This window comes from Streptomyces sp. P5F9, assembly GCF_057961495.1.
In genome coordinates, this window is sequence record NZ_JBXVPZ010000462.1 from 1 (window position 1) to 7533 (window position 7533).

Below are 7533 nucleotides of genomic sequence, written 5' to 3' on the forward strand. Positions count from 1 at the left end.
GTGTCGGCCGTGGTCAGCAGGGGAGGCGTACGGAGCTTGCCGGTTGTGAGTGTCCGGCGAGGCGTAGGGACCCTGTTGGCCACGGTTGTCGGGCGAGTCGTAGGAGGCGCTCGGGGTTCCGAACGGGGTGGCGGAATCGTTGCCGGGGGTGGCCGTCGGCGAGTTGGAGTCGGTGAAGGTGAAGCCGTAGGGGTCGTTGGCCGTGGGGTCAGGAGTGGGCAGGTCGTCGCCCCGGTCGCGGGCGTTGGCGACCGCGCGGAGGCGGTCCACCGCGCCGTCCATCGCGAACTGGGCGGCGCCGAGCCCCTCCACGACGTAGCCGCGCCGCGCCTGACCGCTGTCTTCGAAGGCGGACAGGACGCGGTACGTCGCCGAGAAGCCGCCTTCGACGCCCTCTGCGGCGACTGCTCCCCGGGTCACCACGCCGTGTCGGTCGAGGAGGGTGCGGGCCAGGGCGTGGGCGCGCACGGTGGGGTCCGGTTCGTGGGCGGGGAGCAGGGACCAGCGGCCCGCGACGGTCGGTGGTCCGGTGCGGGAGGCGGGGCGTGCGGCTGCGGTGAGCGAGCCGTAGCGCCCGCGCGGGACCGTGCGTTTGGCGCGGTGGGCCGTGGAACCTGCCGTACGGCCGGAGCCCAGCAGGGCGCGCATGGGGGCGAGTGTGTCGTTCGTGAGCCGTCCGGACCAGGCCAGGTCCCATACGGCGTCGGCCAGTTGGGGGTCGGTGGCGTTGGGGTGGGTGGTCGCGCGGATCTGGTCGGTGATTTGGCGGAAGAAGAGGCCGTAGCCGCCGGAGAGGGTGTCCAGGACCGACTGGTGCAGTGCCGTGAGTTCGAGAGGGTGTGGTGGCGGGAGGAGCAGGGGGGCCGCGTCCGCCAGGTACAGGGAGACCCAGCCGTCCTTGCCGGGGAGGGAGCCCGCGCCGGCCCACACCAGCTCGCCGGCGGAGGTGAGTTCGTCGAGCATGGCAGGCGCGTAGTTCGCCACGCGGGACGGCAGGACCAGTTTCTCCAGGGCGGACGCGGGCACGGAGGCGCCCTGCAACTGCTCCACGGCGCGCACCAGTCCGTCGATTCCGCGCAGCCCGTGGCCCTTGCCGATGTGCTGCCACTGGGGGAGGAACTGTGCGAGTGCGGCCGGCGGCACCGGCTCCAACTCGTGCCGCAGCGCGGCCAGGGAGCGGCGGCGCAGGCGGCGCAGCACCGTCGCGTCGCACCACTCCTGGCCGATGCCGGCCGGGTGGAACTCCCCTTGTACGACACGGCCGTTCGCCGTGAGCCGCTGCAACGCGCCGTCGGTGACCGCCACACCCAGGCCGAAGCGGGCGGCCGCCGTGGCCGATGTGAACGGGCCGTGGGTGCGGGCGTGCCGTGCCAGGAGGTCGCCGAGCGGGTCCTTGACCGGTTCGGTGAACGCCTCCGGGACGCCGACCGGCAGCGCCGTGCCGAGCGCGTCGCGCAGGCGGCCCGCGTCCTCGATCGCCGCCCAGTGGTCGACCCCGGCGATACGGACCCGGATCGCGCGGCGGGCCGAGGCCAGTTCCTGGGCCCATTGCGGCGCGGCGCCCCGCTCGGCCAACTCGGCGTCGGTGAGCGGGCCGAGCATGCGCAACAGGTCGGCGACGCCCTCGACGTCCTTGATGCGGCGGTCCTCGGTGAGCCACTGGAGTTCGCGCTCCAGCTCGGTCAGCACTTCGGCGTCGAGGAGTTCGCGGAGTTCCGCCTGGCCGAGCAGCTCGGCCAGCAGGTGGGAGTCCAGGGACAGGGCGGCCGCGCGGCGCTCGGCGAGCGGTGAGTCTCCCTCGTAGAGGAACTGGGCGACGTACCCGAAGAGGAGGGAACGGGCGAAGGGGGACGGCTCGGGGGTGGTGACCTCGACGAGGCGCACCTTGCGGGACTCCAGGTCGCCCATCAGCTCGGTGAGGCCCGGGACGTCGAAGACGTCCTGGAGGCACTCGCGGACTGCCTCCAGGACGATCGGGAACGAGCCGAACTCGCTGGCCACCTGGAGCAGTTGGGCGGCGCGCTGGCGCTGCTGCCACAGTGGGGTGCGCTTGCCGGGGTTGCGGCGCGGCAGCAGCAGCGCGCGGGCGGCGCACTCGCGGAAGCGGGCCGCGAACAGGGCCGAGCCGCCGACCTGGTCGGTGACGACCTGATTGACCTCGCCCTTGTCGAAGGCGACGTCCGCTGCCCCTACGGGGGCCTGGTCGGCGTCGTACTCCGTGCCGGCCTTCATGGGTTCCTGGTCGAGCAGGTCCAGGCCCATCAGGTCGGCGTCGGGCAGCCGCAGGACGATGCCGTCGTCGGCGTGCATCACCTGGGCGTCCATGCCGTAGCGCTCGGAGAGGCGGGCGCCGAGGGCGAGGGCCCAGGGGGCGTGGACCTGGGCGCCGAAGGGGGAGTGGATGACGACGCGCCAGTCGCCGAGTTCGTCGCGGAAGCGCTCCACGACGATCGTGCGGTCGTCCGGGATGTGGCCGCAGGCCTCGCGCTGTTCGGCCAGGTACGACAGGACGTTCTCCGCGGCCCAGGTGTCGAGGCCCGCGGCGAGGAGGCGCAGGCGGGCGTCCTCCTTGGGCTGTGAGCCGACCTCGCGCAGGAACGCGCCCACCGCGCGGCCCAGTTCGAGCGGGCGGCCCAGCTGGTCGCCCTTCCAGAAGGGGAGGCGGCCGGGGACGCCCGGCGCGGGGGAGACCAGGACGCGGTCGCGGGTGATGTCCTCGATCCGCCAGGAACTCGTGCCGAGCGTGAAGACGTCGCCCACGCGGGACTCGTAGACCATCTCCTCGTCCAGCTCGCCGACCCGGCCGCCCCCCTTCTTGGGGTCGGCGCCGGCCAGGAAGACCCCGAAGAGGCCGCGGTCGGGGATCGTGCCCCCGGAGGTGACGGCGAGGCGCTGTGCCCCGGGGCGGCCGGTGATCGTGCCGGCGATGCGGTCCCACACCACGCGCGGGCGCAGCTCGGCGAACGCGTCGGACGGATAGCGGCCCGCGAGCATGTCGAGCACGGCTGTGAACGCCGACTCCGGGAGCGAGGCGAAGGGCGCGGCGCGGCGGACCGTGGCGAGCAGGTCGTCGACCTGCCAGGTGTCCAGCGCCGTCATCGCGACGAGCTGCTGGGCGAGGACGTCCAGGGGGTTGGCGGGGACCTTCAGGGACTCGATGGAGCCGGTGCGCATGCGCTCGGTGACCACGGCGGCCTGGACGAGGTCGCCCCGGTACTTCGGGAAGACGACACCCGTGGAGACCGCGCCGACCTGGTGTCCCGCGCGGCCCACGCGCTGGAGGCCGGAGGCCACGGAGGGCGGGGACTCCACCTGGATGACGAGGTCGACGGCGCCCATGTCGATGCCCAGCTCCAGACTGGACGTGGCCACCACGGCCGGCAGGCGGCCCGCCTTGAGGTCCTCCTCGACTTGGGCGCGCTGCTCCTTGGAGACCGAGCCGTGGTGGGCGCGGGCGATGACCGGGGGTGCGCCCTGGGCGGCGCCGGAGCCGCCCATCAGCTCGGCCGGCGCGTGGTGTTCGTCCAGGGGCTCGCCGGTCGCGCGCTCGTAGGCGATCTCGTTGAGCCGGTTGCACAGTCGCTCGGCCAGGCGGCGGGAGTTGGCGAACACGATCGTTGAACGATGCGACTGGACGAGGTCGGTGATGCGCTCCTCGACATGCGGCCAGATCGAGGGCTTCTCCGCGCCCTCCTTGCCGTCGGCCACCGGGGAGCCGCCCAACTCGCCCAGATCCTCGACCGGTACGACCACGGAGAGGTCGAACTCCTTGCCGGACTTCGGCTGGACGATCTCCACCTTGCGGCGTGGGGAGAGGTAGCGGGCCACCTCGTCGACCGGGCGCACGGTCGCCGAGAGGCCGATACGGCGGGCCGGCCTCGGCAGCAGCTCGTCCAGTCGCTCCAGGGACAGCGCGAGATGCGCGCCACGCTTGGTGCCCGCGACCGCGTGCACCTCGTCCAGGATCACCGTCTCGATGCCGGTCAGCGCGTCGCGCGTGGCCGACGTGAGCATCAGGAACAGGGACTCCGGGGTGGTGATCAGGATGTCCGGCGGGCGCGTGGACAGCGCGCGGCGCTCGGCGGGCGGGGTGTCGCCGGAGCGGATGCCGACCTTGACCTCGGGCTCGGGCAGGCCCAGGCGGACGGATTCCTGGCGGATGCCGGTCAGCGGGGAGCGGAGGTTGCGCTCCACGTCGACCGCGAGGGCCTTGAGCGGAGACACGTACAGGACGCGGCAGCGCTTCTTCGGGTCGGCGGGCGGAGGTGTCGCCGCGAGCTGGTCCAGGGCGGCGAGGAAGGCGGCCAGGGTCTTGCCGGAGCCGGTCGGAGCGACCACCAGCACGTCCGAGCCCTCGCCGATGGCCTGCCACGCGCCCGCCTGGGCCGCGGTGGGCGCGGAGAAGGCCCCCGTGAACCAGCCGCGGGTCGCGGGGGAGAAGCCGTCGAGGGCTCGATGTGCGGAGCTGACCATGCGTCCATCCTGCACCCGACCACTGACAATGCGTCTGACCTGCGGGGATTCCGTGACGGTGGCTCGCGGAATCGTTTCGGTCTTCACCGGCCGCCAGGGCCAGGACCGTTTCGGCGGCTTCCCGTCGCCGTGGGCGGGACCGCTTCGTTCCGTCGCCGTGGCGGAGAATGGCCGTATGGCAGGTTCGGGCGAGCTGGCGAGACATTGGCAGTACACGGAGCTGCCCGGCGTCGACCTGCTGCGGGCGCGGTACATCCGCAAGACGTTCGTGCGGCACACGCACGAGAACTTCGTCATCGCCGCCATCGCGGACGGCGTCGAGGTGTTCCACCACGGTGGGGGCGACGTGTCCGCCGGAGCGGGGGCCCTCGCGCTGGTCAATCCGGACACTCCGCACACCGGCCGGGCGGGCGTGCCCGAGGGCTGGCGGTACGGGGCGGTCTACCCGTCGCCCGAGGTGGTGGCCGCGATAGCCGCCGAGACCACCTCGATCCGCGGCACCCCCGGTTTCATCAGTCCCGTGCTCGACGACCCCTACACCGTCGGGCTCGTCCATCAAGTCCTGCGCGCGGCCGACGAGGGCAACGCGCTCGCCGCCGACACCCTGCTGCGGGTCGCGGTCACCAGGCTACTCCGGCTGAACGGCGGATCGCTGCCGCAGCGCGTCGTGCCCACGGCCGGCGGTCGGGTCGCCGCACGCGCGCGTGCCGTGCTGGAGGAGCGGATGGCGAAACCGCCCACCCTGGAGCGGCTCGCCGGGGATCTGGGGACCAGTCCCTTCGCGCTGCTGCGCGCGTTCCGGGGTGCCTACGGAATGCCGCCCCACGCCTGGCTGACCGACGCCCGGGTGCGGAAGGCACGCCGGCTCCTGGACGCGGGTACGGCGCCCGCCGAGGCCGCCGTCGCCGTCGGGTTCACGGACCAGCCGCACCTCAACCGGCACTTCGCCCGGATCGTGGGCGTGCCCCCGGGTGCCTACCAGCGGGAGCGCAAGAACGTACAAGACGCGGGACCCGGGCTGCTCGTACCGTCCGGCACGTGGCAGAACAGATCGCTTCAGAAGACATACGCGCCGGAGCGGGAGGAGAACTGGACCCCAACGCAGGGGGAAAGCCGGACTCCGCCGTCGTACGGGACGCCCTCGGAGTCGGGGTCGCCGTAGGGCTGTCCGGGTTCGCCTTCGGGGTGACCTCGGCCGGTGGCGGGCTCACCCTGCTGCAGACCTGCGCCCTCAGCCTCCTGGTGTTCACCGGCGCCTCCCAGTTCGCGCTCGTGGGAGCGCTCGCGGCCGGCGGCAATCCGCTCACCGCGGCGGCGGGAGCCTTCTTCCTGGGTGTGCGCAACACCTTCTACGGGCTGCGGCTCTCGCAGTTGCTGGCACTCCCGCGCGCGGTGCGGCCGTTCGCCGCCCAGTGGATCATCGACGAGACGGCGGCCGTCACCCTCGCGCAGCCCACACGGCGTGCCGCGCGGATCGGCTTCACCGTCACCGGGCTCACCCTGTACCTGCTGTGGAACCTCACCACACTGCTGGGCGCGCTGGGTGCCAAGGCCATCGGGGACACGGACGCCTGGGGTCTCGACGCGGCCGGACCCGCCGTCTTCCTGGCGCTGCTCGCGCCCATGCTCACGACCACCACCGAGCGCGCCGTCGCCGCGCTCGCGGTCCTGTTGGGACTGGGGCTGCTGCCGGTGCTGCCGGCCGGTGTGCCGGTCCTGGCGGCGGCTCTCGCGGCGCCGATCGCCCTCTACGTAGCGGGCCGTCGGCAGGGCGGGACGCGTAACGACCCACCAGAAGAAGGCAGTTACGACGCACAGGAGGAAGACCGTTGACCGTCTGGATCGCGATCGCGGCGACCGCCCTCGGCTGCTACGTCGTCAAGCTCGCCGGACTGCTGGTGCCGGCGGGCGCCCTTGAACGGCCGCTGGTGAGGCGGCTCGCCGCTCTGCTGCCGGTCGCCCTGCTCGCCGCGCTCACGGCCCAGCAGACCTTCGCCGACGGGCACGCGCTCGTGCTCGACGCCCGGGCCGCGGGGCTCGCGGCGGCCGCCGTGGCGCTGGTGGTGCGGGCACCGTTCCTGCTCGTCGTCGCGGCGGCCGTGCTGGTGACGGCGGGCGTGCGGGCCATCGGCGGCTGAGGTGACCCTGGGGTCAGCCCACGGCGCGGCCGTAAGCCTTCAGGGTGCGCAGCGCCTGGATCGTCACCATGGGGCGTGCCTCCAGGGAGATGCCGGGCGCCCATTGACGCCAGCGGATCGGCCAGCCGCCGTCCTTCTGCTGATCGCCTGCCAGGTGGTCCAGGGAGCGGGCCATCTCGTCGTCCGTGAACCACGTGCGTGCGAGGGAACTCGGCGTCTTCGCATAGTCGTACGGGAAGTGGTGTTCGCCGGGCGCGTACCCGGGGGCGACCGGGTAGGCCTCCAGGTGCTCCGGGTCCAGGGCGGCCAACCGGTGCTCGCGGACCAGACGGCCGAGGCGGTCGGCGGAGGCCTCCGCGCGCGGGCGGTCGGGTGCCGAGTCAAGGAAGGCCACGGCGGCCTCGATCTCGTAGGGGTGCGACTTCTCCAGGGAGTCGACGGCCTGCCAGCAGAAGTCGGTGGCCCGGAACAGCCACGCGTGCCACACCTCGTTGCGGTGCAGCAGGCCCACCACCGGCCCGGTGGCGAGGAGTTCGCTGGGCGGGTCGTCCACGATCGGCACGAAGGGAGCCGTCGGATAGCCGCGCTGGCCGGGAAGGATCGCCGGCAGGGCGCCGTCGGCCGTGGAGACCGAGGTCAGATAGCGGCACACGCGTTCCACCCGCTGCCCGCCGCAGCGCCCGACGGCGTCCAGGACGCGCAGCGCGTGACCGGTGTGCAGCGGCTGGCTCACCGGGCCGCGCAGATCGGGCTCCAGCGCGTGCCCGTACCCGCCGTCCTCGTTGCGGTAGGCGTCCAGCGCGGTCTCCACCGGATCGGGTTCGCCGTTGAGGAAGTGGTACGCGAAGAGGCGCTGTTCCAGCACGCGCGCGGTGAGCCAGACGAAGTGCTCGGCGCGGAAGAGCGGGGAGTGCGCCGGGGG

The 7533-nt window shown here is 73.2% G+C and carries 5 protein-coding genes; 3 read left to right on the forward strand and 2 right to left on the reverse strand.

The window, feature by feature from the left end:
* The coding region (locus AC31A1_RS42535) for an ATP-dependent helicase (protein ID WP_489658434.1) at positions 1-4473 on the reverse strand (4473 nt) is incomplete at its 3' end.
* Positions 4474-4648: 175 nt separating this feature from the next.
* Here AC31A1_RS42535 and AC31A1_RS42540 point away from each other — a divergent pair.
* The 3 genes from AC31A1_RS42540 to AC31A1_RS42550 are packed head-to-tail and all read left to right on the forward strand — an operon-like array spanning position 4649 to position 6611.
* On the forward strand, positions 4649-5635 hold the full coding sequence (locus AC31A1_RS42540; RefSeq protein ID WP_489658435.1) for an AraC family transcriptional regulator: 987 nt from the start codon (positions 4649-4651) through the stop codon (positions 5633-5635).
* A complete protein-coding gene (locus AC31A1_RS42545; RefSeq protein ID WP_489658438.1) occupies positions 5539-6306 on the forward strand; it encodes an AzlC family ABC transporter permease in 768 nt (255 codons plus the stop codon). Before AC31A1_RS42540 ends, AC31A1_RS42545 begins: the two co-directional genes overlap by 97 nt.
* On the forward strand, positions 6303-6611 hold the full coding sequence (locus AC31A1_RS42550) for an AzlD domain-containing protein (protein ID WP_489658436.1): 309 nt from the start codon (positions 6303-6305) through the stop codon (positions 6609-6611). The genes AC31A1_RS42545 and AC31A1_RS42550 overlap by 4 nt, the downstream gene beginning before the upstream one ends.
* A 13-nt stretch (positions 6612-6624) precedes the next feature.
* On the opposite strand, the gene AC31A1_RS42555 is transcribed toward AC31A1_RS42550, so the two are convergent.
* A partial coding sequence (locus AC31A1_RS42555; RefSeq protein ID WP_489658437.1) for a hypothetical protein occupies positions 6625-7533 on the reverse strand: 909 nt, incomplete at its 5' end.